16 protein-coding genes are annotated in these 15,886 nt (G+C 38.1%); 9 read left to right on the forward strand and 7 right to left on the reverse strand.

The window, feature by feature from the left end; all coding sequences use genetic code 11:
- The first annotated feature begins 212 nt into the window (after positions 1 to 212).
- A complete protein-coding gene (locus LG273_RS06610) occupies positions 213 to 806 on the forward strand; it encodes a GNAT family N-acetyltransferase (protein WP_379562484.1) in 594 nt (197 codons plus the stop codon).
- Positions 807 to 1,068: 262 nt separating this feature from the next.
- On the opposite strand, the gene LG273_RS06615 is transcribed toward LG273_RS06610, so the two are convergent.
- Positions 1,069 to 2,439, reverse strand: coding sequence for an ammonium transporter (locus LG273_RS06615; RefSeq protein WP_404458780.1), 1,371 nt, complete (start codon positions 2,437 to 2,439; stop codon positions 1,069 to 1,071).
- Positions 2,440 to 2,469: 30 nt separating this feature from the next.
- Positions 2,470 to 2,811, reverse strand: a complete 342-nt coding sequence (locus LG273_RS06620; RefSeq protein WP_379562482.1) for a P-II family nitrogen regulator — start codon at positions 2,809 to 2,811, stop codon at positions 2,470 to 2,472.
- Between the two features lie 385 nt (positions 2,812 to 3,196).
- Here LG273_RS06620 and spxA point away from each other — a divergent pair, with 385 nt between their 5' ends.
- The 4 genes from spxA to pepF all read left to right on the forward strand — a co-directional run bounded on the left by spxA (position 3,197) and on the right by pepF (position 8,097).
- The gene (gene spxA / locus LG273_RS06625; protein ID WP_036573885.1) at positions 3,197 to 3,592 is read left to right on the forward strand and encodes a transcriptional regulator SpxA; all 396 of its coding nucleotides are present in this window, start codon (positions 3,197 to 3,199) and stop codon (positions 3,590 to 3,592) included.
- A gap of 527 nt (positions 3,593 to 4,119) precedes the next feature.
- Positions 4,120 to 4,824 (forward strand): adaptor protein MecA, encoded by a 705-nt coding sequence (mecA, locus tag LG273_RS06630; protein WP_379562481.1) that lies wholly within the window; start codon positions 4,120 to 4,122, stop codon positions 4,822 to 4,824.
- Positions 4,825 to 4,964: 140 nt separating this feature from the next.
- Entirely contained in the window at positions 4,965 to 6,131 is a 1,167-nt protein-coding gene (locus tag LG273_RS06635) for a competence protein CoiA (protein WP_404458783.1), read from the forward strand.
- Positions 6,132 to 6,279: 148 nt separating this feature from the next.
- Positions 6,280 to 8,097 (forward strand): oligoendopeptidase F, encoded by a 1,818-nt coding sequence (pepF, locus tag LG273_RS06640; RefSeq protein WP_379562479.1) that lies wholly within the window; start codon positions 6,280 to 6,282, stop codon positions 8,095 to 8,097.
- A 119-nt stretch (positions 8,098 to 8,216) separates the two neighbouring features.
- Here pepF and LG273_RS06645 read toward each other — a convergent pair whose 3' ends face one another.
- The 4 genes from LG273_RS06645 to LG273_RS06660 all read right to left on the reverse strand — a co-directional run bounded on the left by LG273_RS06645 (position 8,217) and on the right by LG273_RS06660 (position 10,720).
- Positions 8,217 to 8,393: a hypothetical protein gene (locus LG273_RS06645; protein WP_379562478.1), complete on the reverse strand. Its 177-nt coding sequence runs from the start codon at positions 8,391 to 8,393 to the stop codon at positions 8,217 to 8,219.
- A gap of 316 nt (positions 8,394 to 8,709) precedes the next feature.
- Positions 8,710 to 9,603 (reverse strand): ClpXP adapter SpxH family protein, encoded by an 894-nt coding sequence (locus LG273_RS06650; RefSeq protein WP_379562486.1) that lies wholly within the window; start codon positions 9,601 to 9,603, stop codon positions 8,710 to 8,712.
- A gap of 20 nt (positions 9,604 to 9,623) precedes the next feature.
- Positions 9,624 to 10,004 (reverse strand): globin, encoded by a 381-nt coding sequence (locus LG273_RS06655; protein ID WP_379562477.1) that lies wholly within the window; start codon positions 10,002 to 10,004, stop codon positions 9,624 to 9,626.
- Positions 10,005 to 10,141: 137 nt separating this feature from the next.
- Positions 10,142 to 10,720 (reverse strand): CYTH domain-containing protein, encoded by a 579-nt coding sequence (locus tag LG273_RS06660; RefSeq protein WP_379562476.1) that lies wholly within the window; start codon positions 10,718 to 10,720, stop codon positions 10,142 to 10,144.
- 186 nt (positions 10,721 to 10,906) lie between these two features.
- Here LG273_RS06660 and LG273_RS06665 point away from each other — a divergent pair, with 186 nt between their 5' ends.
- Genes LG273_RS06665 through LG273_RS06675 form a run of 3 tightly spaced genes read left to right on the forward strand, consistent with a single transcriptional unit; the run spans position 10,907 to position 13,251 of the window.
- Positions 10,907 to 11,515: a GTP pyrophosphokinase family protein gene (locus tag LG273_RS06665; RefSeq protein WP_379562475.1), complete on the forward strand. Its 609-nt coding sequence runs from the start codon at positions 10,907 to 10,909 to the stop codon at positions 11,513 to 11,515.
- Positions 11,516 to 11,536: 21 nt separating this feature from the next.
- Positions 11,537 to 12,340, forward strand: a complete 804-nt coding sequence (locus tag LG273_RS06670) for an NAD kinase (protein ID WP_379562474.1) — start codon at positions 11,537 to 11,539, stop codon at positions 12,338 to 12,340.
- 38 nt (positions 12,341 to 12,378) lie between these two features.
- Positions 12,379 to 13,251: an RluA family pseudouridine synthase gene (locus LG273_RS06675; RefSeq protein ID WP_379562473.1), complete on the forward strand. Its 873-nt coding sequence runs from the start codon at positions 12,379 to 12,381 to the stop codon at positions 13,249 to 13,251.
- 22 nt (positions 13,252 to 13,273) lie between these two features.
- On the opposite strand, the gene prpE is transcribed toward LG273_RS06675, so the two are convergent.
- Positions 13,274 to 14,020, reverse strand: coding sequence for a bis(5'-nucleosyl)-tetraphosphatase PrpE (gene prpE / locus LG273_RS06680; RefSeq protein ID WP_379562472.1), 747 nt, complete (start codon positions 14,018 to 14,020; stop codon positions 13,274 to 13,276).
- 402 nt (positions 14,021 to 14,422) lie between these two features.
- Between prpE and mgtE the strand changes: the two genes are divergently transcribed.
- Positions 14,423 to 15,805 carry a magnesium transporter gene (mgtE, locus tag LG273_RS06685; protein ID WP_379562471.1) on the forward strand — a complete coding sequence of 461 codons (1,383 nt, stop codon included), beginning with the start codon at positions 14,423 to 14,425 and terminating at the stop codon, positions 15,803 to 15,805.
- Positions 15,806 to 15,886: the final 81 nt, after the last annotated feature.

Genomic DNA, 15,886 nt, shown 5'->3' on the forward strand with positions numbered 1-15,886 from the left:
GCTTTGAGGGCTAAGGGGACAATATATAATGACGAAATGTACATTTTAAACAAGCCTTAACTGGCAGTTCAGGTCCGATTCTTTCAACGAACATTTGGTGAGGGAGGGAAGGGAACCTCCACCAAATGAAGTTTCACTTTTTGGAGCTGATTTAACAAAAACATAATTATTCGTTATACTTAAAAGGACTACTAAAAATAAGGAGTAGATCAATGAATTGGTATGAGAAGTTAAACGAGTATTTCCCAGTAGAAGAGATGAAATCAAAAGAGCATATGGAGATGCTTTTAAAAGAGAAGGGGGATGTCTATTATAAAGACGAAAGCCCCAAGCATGTTTTGATGTATGCTGAATTTGATTCGTTTCTATTTATCGATTATTTGTGGGTTTCTGCAGCAACGCGTGGTCAAGGGATTGGCCATAAGCTAATTGATAAGCTAAAGAAGAAAAATAAGCCGATTATTCTAGAAGTGGAACCAGTTGACTATGAAGATACGGACACAGAAAAGCGCCTCCATTTTTATCATAGGGAAGGCTTTACCCATGCGCAATCAATTGGATATAATCGACGTTCGTTGGCAACGAATGAAGAAACGCCAATGGAGATTTTATTCTGGTCTCCAAACAATGAGTCAGAAGATGTCATTTTTAAACAAATGAAGAAGATGTATGAGGATATTCATACGTATAAGGATAAAGAGTTATATGGGCGTTCCTATCAACCGGTTGAAGAAGTATTAAGTTATGATGAGGAAAGTACACGAGCAAATATTTTAAAGGGTTTAGGGACAACTGAGAAAGCGTAATATTTACCAATGATTGTAATCCCTACAATCCTATAGAGTTTTAAAAAGCCGAGAACCTCCGAATCTATTCTCACAGAATTCGGATCTGTTCTCGGCTTTTGTTTTCTGTCTCTATTTTTGTTTTGTCTTATGAAGTAGTATGACCCTATCCCCAAGAATGCGAGTAAAAAATCAAGAATCCTAGGAGGTAGGGTAACTACTAATTTGTGAACGAATAGTTGATGGGGTGTTATCAAATTCCCCCGTTAACTAAAATTTCACTTTAAGAAGATTTTTTTTCCGTTCGCCCCACAGATAGATTGTTTAGCCGATCAGCCAAGCCAAGCCCATTTTCTAATGGCATGTTTTCATCGGTTAATAATGTTTCTTTTAATTCATAAGCATTGGAACCATGCTCCGCGAAGTCAAGTCCAGCCATTTCTTCCTCCTCTGAAACGCGAATGGAAGAGAAGCGGGAAATGACAAAGGTAAATGCGCCTACTGCTAGCATGGTCCATGTGATAACAGCAAGTACACCAATTAACTGAATTCCTAATTGGGAAAAGCCGTTTCCGTAAAATAGACCTGTTGAAGTAGAGAAGAGACCTACTGCAAGTGTCCCCCACACACCACAAATACCGTGTACTGTAATGGCGCCTACTGGATCGTCTATACGTAGCTTTGTATCTAGGAAACGGATTCCTTCTACCAGTACAACTCCTGAAACAAGACCTACAAGAATTGAGCCAGCAAGCGAAATTTCTGCAGCTCCTGCTGTAATACCCACTAGACCAGCAAGCACACCATTTAATGAAAGAGACGCATCAACACGCTTAAATCGAAATTTCGTATAGGCAGCACTTGAAACTAATGCCGCTGAAGTAGATAGAAGCGTTGTGCCGATAACCATTGGAACTAATGAAGGATCCGCAGCAAGGGTGCTTCCACCGTTAAAACCAAACCACCCCAGCCATAGGATGAATACTCCTAAAGCACCTAAAGGAATGTTATGGCCTGGAATTACATTCACTTTTTTGCCTGAATACTTACCAAGGCGGGGCCCAAGGAAAAGAACTACCGTTAAGGCACCAACAGCTCCGGTTAAGTGAACGACAGTAGAACCAGCAAAATCACTGAAACCTAGTGATGTTAACCAGCCATCTCCCTGCCAAATCCAATGACCGACAACTGGGTAGATAACACTTGTCATAGCAATAACAATTAAAATATAGCTCCCAAGCTTCATTCGTTCCGCGACTGCCCCTGAAACGATCGTTGCACTTGTTGCTACAAACATCGCTTGGAAGACGAAAAACCCAATATCATCCACCCCGCTCAATAAAAATCCATCAATACCAATAAACGTACCGAAAGACGTTCCGAACATCAGACCATAGCCAACTACAAAAAACAAAATGGCTGCCAGGCTTATTGTTAGGAAATTCTTCATTAAAATATTTAGTGAGTTCTTCGCGCGGGTAAACCCTGACTCCACCATTGCAAAACCTGCATGCATAAAGAATACTAAAAATGCAGCAACCATAACCCATACAAGATCAACCGATAATTGTAAAGATTCGGTGGTTGGTGCAGCATAAACCGGTGAAGAAACTAAGAATAAGACCAGTGATAATAATAAACTTTTCTTTAACATGATTTATCCTCCCTTTAGTAGTGAATCTAACTAAATGACAGCCTCGTTTCCACGTTCGCCTGTTCGTATGCGAATAACCTCTTCAACTGGATATACAAAAATCTTCCCATCTCCTATGTTACCTGTGCTGCAAGTTTCAAGAATGATGGATACAATTTCATCAAGCTGGTTATCTTCTACAATCATTTCCACTTTGATCTTAGGTAGTAATTGTATTTGGAAAGTAGTTCCCCTGAACACACCAGTTTGCCCTTTTTGTTTTCCAGTTCCAGCAGCTTCTGTTACTGTGAGCCCGCCAATTCCAATTGAAGATAGTGCTTTACGTAGTGGTTGGAACTTTTCAGGGCGAATAATTGTTTCGATCTTTTTCATCATTAACACACCCTTTCATTTTGATGTTAGGAAACCTAACATATTAAGTTATGTTAATTATCATAAAAGGAAACGACGCAAAATGCAAGTACTTTCCGCATAATTTTTTGAATATTTAAAAGTAATCGTTTTCAATGGCTGTTGCTCAATTGAGAATTTTTTTATGAAAATGGTTTATTTAAAAATGTTTTGGGGTAACTTACAATTAACGAACATTTCATGAACATTAATAAAAAAACCCGAATTTCTATAATAGACTCTACCTTTCGCTTGACAAATGTAGTATAATTTACATAAAGGGTTAATTAAACTTATTTTAATTTAATAAGTTGTTCAATGTTATGAAATGGTTTAACCCACATTAGAATGAGGAGTGAAGTTTTATATGGTAACACTTTATACCTCACCAAGTTGTACATCTTGCAGAAAAGCAAAAGCATGGTTAGAAGAACATGATATACCGTTTACGGAACGTAATATATTTTCCGAACCTTTATCTTTGGATGAAATTAAGGAAATACTACGTATGACGGAAGATGGAACTGATGAGATTATATCCACACGGTCAAAAGTCTTTCAAAAATTGGACGTGAATATCGATCAATTACCAATGAAAGATCTTTTTAACCTAATTCAAAAAAATCCTGGTTTATTAAGAAGACCGATTATATTAGACGAAAAGCGTCTCCAGGTTGGGTATAACGAAGATGAGATTCGCAGATTCTTACCAAGAACAGTGCGGACTTTCCAATTGCGCGAAGCACAGCGCATGGTTAACTAATTATCAACTAAAAACGAATAAAAAACGCGGTTCATGTAAATGATCCGCGTTTTTCATGGTGTAAAACAATCTTTTGCCAAACTCCATGTAAACGTTAAAAAACTGTCATATAATTCATCGTGACAAAAACGTGGAAATGCTTTAAAATATGTTACTAACTATTTATCCCACCTTAACTGGCAGTAAGCCCCTACTTCAAGAATGTGGAAAATCAAGCATTCTAAGTGGGGAATCAACTGCCAGTAAAGGTCCGATTCGTTCAACTAACAATTGGTGGGGGAGGAAGGTAACCCCCACTACCAAATGAAGTTTCACTTTATAATTTATAGGCATATTAATTTCCAAATAAGGTTGACGTATCATACAATAAGAATAGGAAGAAGCCTTCGTATATAAAGAAATAATGCATTTGGTTTAATGGTTAGAGGAAAGCTATTTTGGGTAATAGAATTACAAGCTTATTTATATAGATTAAGGTGAAGCGATCTCTTCCACCTAAACTATGATCAGAAGGGAGAGAACTATCCATGGAAATAGAAAGAATTAATGAGAATACGGTGAAATTTTATATTTCTTATATGGACATTGAAGACCGTGGTTTTGAAAGAGAAGAGATTTGGTATAATCGTGAGCGTAGTGAGCAGCTCTTTTGGCAAATGATGGATGAAGTTAATTATAAAGAAGGCTTTAATGTAGAAGGCCCTTTATGGATCCAAGTTCAAGCATTAGAAAAAGGTCTAGAAATCATCGTAACGAATGCTCATATGTCAAAAAATGGCGAAGAACAGCTTTCTGGGGAAGAAGGCGGCACAAGTGATTTCGCCTTAAATAAAAATATTGAGAACATGTTAGAAGAGAAATTTGGCAAAACAAATCATGCGGATGAAACATCTCATAAAGAAGAAGAAGCAGAGGAATTAGAAGCTGCCAACCTATGGATTATTGTGAAGTTCAATGATTTTGAAGATGTCATTCAATTAAGCCACTATTTCGAGGATTTTGAAGGTAGTGCGGAAGAGACACTTTACCACTTTGATAATGCTTATTATCTTTACCTTGAATTCTCGCAGGATTCCTTAGATGAGAACGCACAAGAAGATATTATTAGCCAAGTCTTTGAATTTGGTAAAGACTCTGAGCTCACTATTCATTTACTTGAGGAATATGGCAAGACAATCTTTGCTGAAAATACCTTTGCTCAAGTAAGAGAATACTTTCCAGTTCAAGCATAGACACTCTGTAATTGGAGTGTCTTTTTTTGTGCTTAGAGGGAGGTGTAATAGTAGAATCATTTCTTATCTTTTTTCTTTTAATCAGGAAGGGAATGCTCATTTTCTGTCGAATAGAGAAATAGAGGAGGTGATTTAACCAAATGCTTCAAGCGAAATCAAGTGAAGGAAAGCTCATCACACTTGCTACGCTGACACCTGTAGAGCTCCAGAAGCTTAAGTTAGAAAAGAAACAATTTACCTGTCCCGTATGCGGAAACAGGGTGATTGTAAAGGCTGGGTTGAGAGTCATTCCGCATTTTGCCCACCAACAAACCGATTCCTGCCTAGCATCTAAACAAGGGGAAGGTGCTTACCACGAGAATGGAAAGTTGTTGTTATATCAATGGTTGAAGTCTCAACAACTTCAAGTGAAGCTAGAACCTTATTTACCTGACATTCAGCAGCGGCCTGATATATTAGTAAGCATAAATAATAAAACAATTGCCATAGAATATCAATGCGCGAGAATATCACCTGAAATAATACAAGAACGAAATCAGGGTTATCAACGAGCGGGTATTATCCCGATTTGGATGATGGGTGAAAAGTTACTTAAACGAAAATCAATCTTTCAATTTAAATTGGATTCCTTTCTCCAATACTTTATCCACCAGTTTTCTACCACATTAAAACCCACGCTTTATTTCTTTTGTCCCTACACAACTCAACTCATCACTATTGCAGATATTTATAGCATGGGGAATGGGCTAGCATATGGCGTTTTTCATGTTCAAAAGCTTTCAAGCGTTTCTTTCCCTCATTTATTTCATTACCGCGGCTTTTTAGAAAGTGAATTATGGAGGTTATGGAACAAAGAAAAAGCAAGATTTAGATTAAAACCAATTAACCAAAGAGGTTCTGATTTTAAGTGGCATAAATGGTTATATGAACATGGCTGTCATCGAGATTATCTTCCCTCAATCATACATTTACCCATACAAGCACAAATTTTCATGAAGGCACCTCTTTGGCAGTGGCAAAGTAGGGTTTTCCTCGAGAAAATAGCTCCGTTGAATGTAGGAAGTTCGATTTCACTCACTAAACTTACCTCATTTATTAGCCACTTTGTATACGATGGATCTGCATTTCCCCTAATTAAACCCTTCCATAACCCCATTGAAGAATATATGGACCTTCTTTGCAAATTTGGTTTTTTTGAAAAGAAAAATGAAAAGCTTTACCGAAAAATACGTTCAACTCCCCTTTATTCCTCTCTCGAAGATTCTATAAAAGGAGATCAGAAATTGGTTCTACAAATTTGTAGATAATTTTGGTAAAATTAATTTCGAGACCCTAAGCAAAATACGAGCATGTTTCGGTCTTAATTCGATATACTAACCATAGTGGGTTTAGAAATAGAAAACTCCTAGAGTTATTGTGTAGAACTAGTTATAGAGAGATGAAGGAGGAGTATTAGTGGCTAAAGCAACAAAGGAATTACCAAAACGAAATGAAGTCCCAGTAAATCTTACGTGGAAACTGGAAGATATTTTTGAAACAGATCAGGCATGGGAAGAAGAATTAACACAATTACAAAAAGATATACCACAAATAGCAGAATACCAGGGTAAATTATCTGATTCTGCTGACAGTTTGTACAACATGCTACAATTACAGGATAATTTATCTGCACGTCTTGGTAAGCTCTATACATATGCGCACATGCGTTACGATGAAGATACAACGAATTCGTGGTATCAAGGATTAAACGCAAAAGCGGAAAATGTATTGACGCAAGCGTCAAGCCAGATGAGTTTTATTGTGCCAGAAATATTAGCTATGGAAGAAGGAAAGATTGAGACCTTCTTAGAAGAACACAGTGACTTACAAACTTATAAGAAAACGCTTGATGAGATTACAAGACAACGTCCTCACGTTTTGAGTCAGAAGGAGGAGGCTTTGCTAGCTGAAGCTTCCGAACCAATGTCTAGTGCTGCTCAGACTTTTGGTATGTTAAATAATGCTGATCTAACGTTCCCAGTTATTAAAAATGAAGATGGGGAAGAAGTCGAATTAACGCATGGTCGTTATATTAGCTTCCTTGAATCGAAGGATCGCCGTGTACGTGAAGAAGCGTTTAAAGCGATGTACAGTAAATATGGCGAATTTAAAAACACATTTGCTTCTACGCTAAATGGAAATATAAAGAAAGATAACTTCTTTGCAAAAGTACGTAATTATCAATCCGCGAGAGAAGCTGCATTGGACAATAACAATATCCCTGAGCAGGTATATGATAACCTAGTGGAAGCTGTAAACGAGAAGCTGCCACTATTGCATCGTTATGCCGCACTTCGCAAAAAGGTTATGAAGTTAGATGAGTTGCATATGTACGATTTATTCACGCCTCTCGTACAGGATGTCGATATGGAAATACCATATGAAAAAGCGCAGGAAATGGTATTAGATGGATTGAAACCACTTGGTGAAGAATATCTTAATATCATTAAAGAAGGTTATGAAAACCGCTGGATTGACGTAGAGGAAAATAAAGGGAAACGCAGTGGTGCTTACTCTTCTGGTGCATATGGTACGAACCCTTATATCTTATTAAACTGGCAGGATAATGTGAACAATACCTTTACCCTTGCACATGAGCTTGGACATTCTGTACACAGTTACTATACAAGAAAGCATCAGCCATACCGTTACGGTAATTATTCAATTTTCGTGGCAGAGGTTGCATCTACTTGTAACGAAGCATTGCTTAACGACCACCTGCTAAAAACAACCGAAGATGAGAAAGAGAAGCTTTATTTACTAAATCATTTCTTAGAAGGCTTTCGTGGGACAGTCTTCCGCCAAACGATGTTTGCAGAATTTGAACATGATATTCATGTACGCATGCAAAATGGCGAAGCATTGACTGCTGAGAAACTAACTGAGTTATATTATGAGCTAAATAAGAAGTATTTTGGAGATGCGGTTGTGTCTGACGAAGAAATTGGTCTTGAATGGGCACGTATCCCACATTTTTATTACAATTACTATGTGTATCAATACGCAACAGGCTATTCTGCTGCGACAGCACTTGCGAACAAAATCTTGGATGGAGAAGACGGAGCGGTAGATCGCTATCTTGATTTCCTAAAAGCAGGAAGTAGTGACTACCCAATTGAAGTCTTAAAACAGGCCGGTGTGGACATGACATCAAAACAGCCTATTTTAGACGCTTTGGATGTATTTGAAGCGAAGCTAAATGAAATGGAAGAACTTCTTATGCAACAAGGGTAGTAAAAATGATGTAACGTAATTTGGTAATAAATCCGGATTAAACAAATAATGCCGAAAGATTATGCGAACCTAAGTTCAGTACAATCTTTCGGCTTTTAGTTTTCTCATGTTAACCCAATTTATCTCATTTTTCGATAAACCTTCTTATGGGTGAAAGAGTAAACGGTTAAATAAATGCAAATAAATAAGATTGGCAATGTTAGATAAATAGGGATGACAGCCATAAGGCCAAGAATGTTCAGGAAAAATGCGAAAAATGTTAGAGTTAGGAAAAGAAATGGAAATAAACCGTTCACAATAAGGCCTCCTATCACATTTTTGTTTTGTTTGCATATAATAATGCTTATGATTTTTAGCAGAAATTTAGAAGTGTGACACTTCTGTGAAAATGTGAACATACTTCTTGAAACCTCCAATTAATCTTGGTATAGTTAATTTGTAAGATGAGAACAAACAAAACCCCTTTGTTTGAATCATGAAACTTTCTCCCATCCCCCTTTGTTTATTTATACAAAGAGAGATATAGAGGATATACGCTGCCCCGTATATCCTCTATTTTTTTAACCAAAAGATAAAGCATAAAAAAATAAGCCTTGAAGAAAGGCTTAAATTCTACCGATTCCGGTTATATTTCCAGAAAGAACCGTATTTTACAGGGATTCTCTCTGCAACTTGTTTTAACTGAAGTTTTTTCATTTCTTTTTCCGTCTTGGTCATACTCCAATCGTATACTACAGAGATTTCTTTCGTACCGACAAGTTGATAATGTGAAAGGAAATCTTCAAGCGGTGGTTTTTCAGATGGAATAGGGCGAATCCGTAAGATTTCCTGCAATATACGTACATAAATTTCATATGGGTATAAACCAGATACCTTGATTCCCTGTTCCTCAACCATTTGGTTGAAGAAAACAATTGTTGGGATATAATCTACTTCCATTTCCTGTGTCAGCTTAAGATCACATTGAAATGCCTTTTTTGCGGAAGGGGAATAGAGGTCGTTTTTAAATTCTGCAGTATCTAAATTCGCTCTTTCCGCACATTTCATCAACACGTCTTCATCAGATATATCCTGTTTGTTTAAGAATGCTTCCTCTTGAATTTTACGGAGGAATTGTCTTCCTGCTTTTTTGCCTTGTAACTCCGCTGCTTTGATAGCAATGGATGCGACCCAAGGCGAGGCTACAGGATTATCCATCCACAGATCACCGTCACAGCTCATTCCCGTCCGTTTTGCAGTCTTTTCCCAAATGTCTCGTAAACGTCTTGGTTTATCAAACTGATCTCTGTTTAGCGAGTTAATATGACCACTTACGATAGGTCGAACAGTGAAGAATCGGCCATATTCCATGGAAAGTTTTTTTATATAGGGCTCTAGTGCCCAGCATTCAGGACTAAGAGGGTCAACGAAAACATACATCTCAATAGGTTTCTGCAGAACATCAAAAAAGCTGTATTTTCCCGATGTGTTGGCATGCGATGAGCTTAGCTCTGTTTGATTCCACATCACATCGATTCTCCTTTCTGTTATTCTGGTGTATTCATCATGTGGTTAGCAGTCATCGTTAGTTTATCGTATATAGCAGAGCGATAAGGTTCCTCTATTTCCGCTTCGATCAATGCTTGTGCCATACAGTCCAGCCAGGCATCACGCCTAGTTGGGGTGATTTTGAAGGGTAAGTGCCTTCTTCTTAGCATAGGGTGCCCACGTTCCTCTAAATATAATGAAGGTCCACCAAAAAACTGGGTTAAAAATAATGTTTGTTTTCTAGCTGTTTCCGTTAAATCTTCTGGAAATATAGGGATAAGTTCGGGATGTACAGCCACACGCTTGTAAAAAGCATTCACAAGTCGCTCAATGGTATGAAAACCACCAATTGCTTCAAACATTGTTCCAGTTTCTTTCATCTCGATTTCCCCTTACTATTGTAAATGGCTACTTAGTCTTTTATATGTCCACTAGTGTCATTTGTTCAAAGTTTGTATATATTGTAGCAACGGAATACATTGTGAGCAAATGATCTGATTGCTAGCCACTTTAAAAGCTAGTTATTGGATTTTAGTGATTGAAAAAAACGCTGAATTTTATTAGGTGTTTCACGTTTTGGAATTGCAAATTCTTTTAACAGCGCATGAAATACAGAGCTACCAATATTCTCGGATTGTGCTTCCAATTCTAGTTCATAATCAGATTGGCCATTATACGTGCTGTAATCAAGGACAAGCAAAACGTCTTTGTATGGGATCTCTCTTCTAACGGTTGTTAAGGCACCAAAATGATGTAAATCCGAAACTGATATGCCAAAATTATTAAGTTGCGCTTCGGTATGTGTTTTGGCAACAGGGTTTCCACTTAACCAATTATCGACTTCTTCTTCTGTCAAAGTGTCATGGGTCTCAAGTAACCCAGTGTCATGTGGCTCTTTTAATGTAAGCTGGTATTTCCCTTGTTTCTCTCTAATTCGAAGTGCTGCTCCATTTTCTCTTAATTGAAAGTCATCTGTTTCAAAATAATGATTCGTCTGTGTTTCGCCATCAGCTGGAAAAGGTAGTGTAGTTAAGAGTGTTTCAAATTCTTTTTTGGTCAATATATTTTTATATTCAATTTCGATTTCTTGTGTCACGTGATTCTCTCCATTTTTTTATAATAGGTTAATATTGATTATGGGGAAATAGAAGTAAATATGCAAAGATTAGCCATTGCGTTAGATTATGGTACAATAGGATGGGAATTATACCCTAGTAAGGCTGTTTAGAGATTTTGACAGCCTTTAGACGATGATTTAGAAGAAAATCAGGTGGTGTTAATTGTGAATTGGGGAGCGATGCTAGCACCTTATGCACAAGTAGTAGAGGAATTAAAAGTAAAGCTTAAAGGGATACGAAAGCAATTTGAATATGAATCAAGACATTCACCAATAGAGTTTATTACAGGCAGAGTTAAGCCAGTTGCAAGTATTATTGAAAAAGCGGAAAAAAGGCAAATAAACGTAGATGATATTGAACGGAAAATTCAAGATATCGCTGGTGTCCGGGTGGTTTGCCAGTTTGTAGATGATATTTATACGATTGTCGCTATGATACGCAGTCGTAGTGATCTACAAATTATAGAAGAAAAGGACTATGTTTCGGAAAAGAAAGAGAGTGGCTACCGCTCCTATCATTTAATTATTGAATATCCAGTTGAGACAATTGACGGCCGAAAAATTCTTATGGCCGAAATCCAAATAAGAACCCTTGCCATGAACTTCTGGGCAACAAACGAGCATTCCTTAAATTATAAATATAAAGGGAGAATTCCCAAGGATGTTAAAGAACGACTTCAACGCGCAGCAGAAGCCGCATTTAAACTTGATGAAGAAATGTCAAAAATAAAAAATGAAGTACAAGAAGCACAGCGGATGTTCCATAGTAAGTAATAATAGAGGGAGGAAAAGATGATGAAGTTTGTTATCGTATCTAAGGGTGACGATCGTTCCAACAAATTAAAGGCGACCATGAAGCAGTACTTAACTGATTTTGATCTCGAATATGATAAAGAAGAGCCCGAATTGGTGATCTCCGTAGGGGGAGATGGAACGTTTCTGGAAGCATTTCACCGGTACATTCACCGATTGAGTAAAACGGCATTTATCGGTATACATACTGGTCACTTAGGCTTTTATGCTGACTGGGTTCCAGAAGAAGTAGAAAAACTGATTATCGAGATTGCTAAAACGCCGTTCCAAATTGTGGAATACCCATTATTAGAGGTAACACTTCGCTCGAAATCTGGTGAAAGTGAAGACCGCTTCCTTGCGCTTAATGAGGCGACTATAAAGACGGCAGATGGGTCAGTTGTATTTGATGTCGAAATTAAGAATTCACATTTCGAGACGTTTCGAGGTGATGGACTTTGTATTTCCACCCCATCTGGGAGTACTGCATACAATAAAGCACTCGGTGGAGCAATTATCCATCCATCGCTTGACGCCATTCAATTAACCGAAATGGCATCAATTAATAATCGTGTATTCCGTACAATTGGTTCCCCATTAATTTTACCTAAACATCACCCATGCATATTAAGACCAACTGTTGATCGTAGTTTCTTAATTGCTATTGATCATTTTACGACAAATTACACTAACGTTGAGTCTATCCAATGTCGGGTGGCGGATGAACGAATCCGATTTGCGAGATTTCGCCAATTCCCATTCTGGAATAGAGTCCGTGATTCGTTTGTATCTGAAGAAAGTAGTTAGAGTGTAAGAAAAAACGCATGATAAAGGAGCAGCAAGAGATGGAATGGATCATCGAGAAAATACATGAAGGATTGTTGATTCGGACGTATTTACAACGCGAACACAGCTTTTCAAGGCGCATGATTAAATCCATTAAGTTTAATGGAGGTAAGATACTCGTAAACGGGACAAGTCAAAATGTCCGGTACGAATTGAAGGAAGGGGACAGATTAGAAGTGCAATTCCCTCCTGAAAAAATTGGTGCCTATATGGAAGCAGAAGATACGCCGTTATCGATTGTATATGAAGATGATGCTGTCCTTGTTATAAACAAGGCAGCTGGAATGCTTTCCATTCCATCTCTGCTTCAACCAAATGGAACAGTAGCGAATGCACTGCTTGGTCATTATAAAAACCAAGAGATTGCGAACACGGTGCATATTGTGACCCGCTTGGATAAAGATACTTCAGGACTTATGTTAATTGCGAAAAATAGTTATAGCCATTCCCGCCTATCGAATTTTCAGAAGAACGGTAAAGTAAAAAGGCACTATGAAGCATTAGTAGAAGGGAAACCTTCTGTAGAAAAAGTACTTATTGATGCGCCCATAGGTCGGAAGGATGGCTCGATTATTGAGCGTGTTGTTCGCGAAGATGGCAAACAAGCCATCACCCATTTTAAAGTTAAAGCAGCATTTCAAGCGTATTCATTAGTATCTATTCAGCTTGAAACAGGACGTACACATCAAATTCGCGTTCATTTTGCTTATTTAGGACATCCACTCATCGGAGACACCTTGTATGGTGGGGATGACAAATTAATAAAACGACAAGCATTGCACTGTTGCTCTTTAACCTTTAAACATCCAATAACAAATGAAGAGATGCATTTTCACCAGGATATGCCCCAGGACATGAAGCGACTTGTTTGAAAGCTTGTTGGCATCTCTTGAATTAATCTACCTTAAAAGAATGAAATTTTTCTTCGACAAACGTCTGTTTTGATGGCACTGCTATCGTTTCCTCTTCTGGCAGCCTAAAGGAAGTTAAAGCATTCCCAAAAACGCAGCCTGTATCGATGTTGATTGTATTGTTAATCCTTCTTGGTTCCATCACAGGCGTGTGACCATACACGACCCATTCTTTCCCTTTATAATGCTTGGCCCAATCTCTTCTCACTGGTCTGCCGTCCTCCATAGACTCTCCAGTGATATCACCGTATAGCACAAAGGTTTTCACCTGTTTGTCTGTTCTGCCGATAAAAGACTCTTTTATCCCAGCGTGGGCAACAATTGCATTCACTTCTGGAAGCTGAAGATAGAGTGGTGCCTGCTCGTACAGTGTTATAAAGTGTTCTCTGATCACATTTTTATCTGATGTGGATAGTTGTTCATATTCTGCGACAGTCGTTTCTAAACCGTGACGCTGTTGGACTTTATTGCCAAGAAAAAAACGATATAGCTTATTACAATGATTACCTGGAATATAGCGTGCTTTCTTTAATGTTATAACTAGGTGGTAAACAAGCTCCATTACCTTAAGTGATTCAGGTCCACGATCTGTAATGTCCCCGAGAAAAACTAGTACTCTTCCTTCAGAATGATTATAATTGTTCTCTTTTTGATATCCTAATTTATGAAGCAGACTAATTAATTCTTCATAACAGCCATGCACATCACCAATAATATCAACTTTATCCATTAACATTCTCCTTCTTATTTGTTCTTGCTTTCTAAGTAAAATTAGATTATGATAAACCGCGGCACCGACAATTTATTGTTTCACTTATTATATCCATTCCCCAATCAGAATCCAAACTGTTTTATTGTTTCTGCAGAAGGGAAGTAAATATTAGGCATTTTTTTCGCGCCATAACTGGCAGTAAGACCCCCACTTCAAGAAGGCGTGAAGCAATCAATTATTCTAAGTGGGAAAGTTCCGATTCGTTCAACTAACAATTGGTGGGGGAGGAAGGGTAATCCCCACCAAATGAAGTTTCACTTTATCGCAAACTAATTATTAGAAATATCGGAGGCAGATTTGTAATGGTAAGCAGGTTTTGCAAGAAAGCATAGCCGCTGTTTTATTGGAGGGGTGAGCACAATGGAATCGAATAACCGCTATGATGAAGAATATGAAGTACAATACGAAGAACATTGGAAAAGGTTAAATCAATCCTTAGAGCAGGAAAATATAGAGGATTTTCGCACGGAATTTTTAGATATGCATCCATATGACCAAGCTAGGTTTTTTATGGAACAGGAAAAAACGTATCGCATGCAAATATACGCTTATTTGTCTCCAGAAGAGCTTGGAGAATTAATGGAAAATGTGGACCTTGAAGACACAACCCTCATTATGACCGAGATGGACCCTAGAATGTCATCCATGATGCTTTCCGAGATGTCTGCCGACAATGCAGTTGATATATTAAATGAACTAGACAAGGATCAGGTTGCAAGCCTGCTAACAATCATGGATAAAGAGGCGGCAGATGAAATTAAACAGCTGCTTCATTACGAGGAGAAGACTGCTGGTAGTATTATGACAACAGAGTTTGTTTCCACTTACAAACATTATACTGCTAGCCAAACAATGCAATTATTAAAAGAGGAAGCTCCAGATGCTGAGACAATTTATTATGTGTATGTATTAGATGAAGAGAAGCGTTTAGTTGGCGTGCTTTCCCTTCGTGATCTTATTATTGCTCCTGAGCAAACACTGGTGGAGGAATTGATGAGCGAAAAGATTGTCGCCGTTTCAGTTGGCAAAGACCAGGAAGAAGTTGCTCAAATGATTAGAGACTATGATTTCCTTGCTGTTCCAGTTGTCGATTTTCAAGATCATTTGCTCGGAATTATTACTGTTGACGATATTTTAGATGTCATGGAAGAAGAAGCAAGTGAAGATTATTCCAGGCTTGCTGGTGTTACAGAAGCTTCACGTACTGCGGATAGTGCTTTTGTAACGGCTAGGAAAAGACTTCCTTGGCTCATCATCCTGCTTTTCTTGGGAATGTTTACTGCCAGTCTGATTGGCAGGTTTGAGGCAACCCTAGAACAGGTAGCTGTACTTGCCATCTTTATTCCATTAATAGCCGGCATGGCTGGAAATACGGGCACCCAGGCTTTGGCGGTTGCAGTTCGAGGTTTAGCTACAGGTGATTATGGAAAGCAGGGAAAAGCTAAATTGGTTTTACGTGAGGCTGGAACAGGATTAATTACTGGTACGGTATGTGGAATTGTTATCACACTTGTCATCTACCTATGGAAAGGTGATATTTTTCTCGGACTGCTTGTGGGCATTTCTATTCTGGCTACATTGATTGTCGCAACGCTTGCTGGATCCCTTGTACCGATTATTATGGATCGTTTTAACATTGACCCAGCAGTTGCTTCTGGCCCATTTATTACTACCATAAATGATATTATTTCCATTTTAATTTATTTTGGAATGGCAACTGCCTTTATGGGGTTTTTAACCTGAATGATAAAAAAAGACACTCCTTATGGGGTGTTTTTTGTTAGTTAGATATAAAGTACAATCCTAACTTTGCTGATTGTATCT

The sequence above is a fragment of the Oceanobacillus kapialis genome (assembly GCF_044790185.1).
Classification (GTDB): Bacteria; Bacillota; Bacilli; order Bacillales; family Amphibacillaceae; genus Oceanobacillus_B; species Oceanobacillus_B kapialis.

Bases quoted from the DNA above. Each gene is read 5' to 3' on its own strand.
- mecA (WP_379562481.1), top strand. From the start codon at position 4,120: ATGGAAATAGAAAGAATTAATGAGAATACGGTGAAATTTTATATTTCT.
- prpE (WP_379562472.1), bottom strand. From the start codon at position 14,020: ATGGATAAAGTTGATATTATTGGTGATGTGCATGGCTGTTATGAAGAA.
- LG273_RS06610 (WP_379562484.1), top strand. From the start codon at position 213: ATGAATTGGTATGAGAAGTTAAACGAGTATTTCCCAGTAGAAGAGATG.
- LG273_RS06655 (WP_379562477.1), bottom strand. From the start codon at position 10,004: ATGAAAGAAACTGGAACAATGTTTGAAGCAATTGGTGGTTTTCATACC.
- LG273_RS06635 (WP_404458783.1), top strand. From the start codon at position 4,965: ATGCTTCAAGCGAAATCAAGTGAAGGAAAGCTCATCACACTTGCTACG.
- LG273_RS06670 (WP_379562474.1), top strand. From the start codon at position 11,537: ATGAAGTTTGTTATCGTATCTAAGGGTGACGATCGTTCCAACAAATTA.
- LG273_RS06675 (WP_379562473.1), top strand. From the start codon at position 12,379: ATGGAATGGATCATCGAGAAAATACATGAAGGATTGTTGATTCGGACG.
- spxA (WP_036573885.1), top strand. From the start codon at position 3,197: ATGGTAACACTTTATACCTCACCAAGTTGTACATCTTGCAGAAAAGCA.
- LG273_RS06615 (WP_404458780.1), bottom strand. From the start codon at position 2,439: ATGTTAAAGAAAAGTTTATTATTATCACTGGTCTTATTCTTAGTTTCT.
- LG273_RS06650 (WP_379562486.1), bottom strand. From the start codon at position 9,603: ATGTGGAATCAAACAGAGCTAAGCTCATCGCATGCCAACACATCGGGA.
- mgtE (WP_379562471.1), top strand. From the start codon at position 14,423: ATGGAATCGAATAACCGCTATGATGAAGAATATGAAGTACAATACGAA.
- LG273_RS06620 (WP_379562482.1), bottom strand. From the start codon at position 2,811: ATGAAAAAGATCGAAACAATTATTCGCCCTGAAAAGTTCCAACCACTA.